At 43.1% G+C, this 856-nt stretch carries 1 protein-coding gene; it reads left to right on the plus strand.

The features are described 5' to 3' along the window. Positions 1 to 91: 91 nt before the first annotated feature. Positions 92 to 856, plus strand: a 765-nt coding sequence (locus tag KW502_RS15270) for an IS30 family transposase (protein ID WP_219041409.1), incomplete at its 3' end; no start/stop codon positions are given.

Raw genomic sequence — 856 nt, forward strand, 5'->3', positions numbered from 1 at the left:
TCTAAGTTCAAGTAATAAGTGCAAAATTAATGTTTAAAACTCTTGGGGCTAGCCCCAAGAGTTTTAGGAACAATTGTTATATTAATCTTGCATGAAAAAATACAAGCAATTGACCACCCGCCAAAGGTATCAAATCGAAGCCTTATTGGAAACAGAAATCAGTAAAAGTGAAATAGCTAAAATTATCGGGGTCAATCCTTGTACCGTTTACAGGGTATTATCCAGGAACATTGCCAAACGGGGAAGGACCGCTGGCAGCTATATAGCAACAAACGCGCAGCGAAGGGCAGATAACAGGCATAAGACAAAGCCCAAGCAATTACAGCTCACAGAGCAGTTGAAAGAGCGGATCTCCGGGTTGCTCCGTTATGAAAAGTGGAGTCCAGAACTTATAAGCAAACGCTTAGCTATTGAAGAGGAAACCTGTGTGAGCCATGAGACTATATACCAATGGATATGGAGTGTTAAGAAGAGCAGGAAAAAGGCAGGTGCCAAATACGCTGAACTCTACAAACATCTCAAGCATGGCAGCAGGAGGCAAAAGAGAGGGAACGCCAAGGATAAGCGGGGAGCCATTAAAAACCGTGTAGGAATCGACCATCGCCCAGACGTGGTAGATCACCGTGAGCGTATAGGCGATATTGAAGTAGACCTGATGATGGGAAGCAACCACAAATCGGCTCTTTTGGTAATGACAGACAGAGCCACATTGGTAACGATGATGGAAAAACTAAATGGAAAAGAAGCTGGGGAGGTATATGAAAAAATGGAGAAGAGACTTACCAATTTCAGTCCATCTTGGGTTAAGACCTTGACTTTCGATAACGGAAAGGAGTTTGCACGGCATCAAAAAATA

Source organism: Mesonia aestuariivivens (assembly GCF_019311235.1).
Taxonomy (GTDB): Bacteria; Bacteroidota; Bacteroidia; order Flavobacteriales; family Flavobacteriaceae; genus Mesonia; species Mesonia aestuariivivens.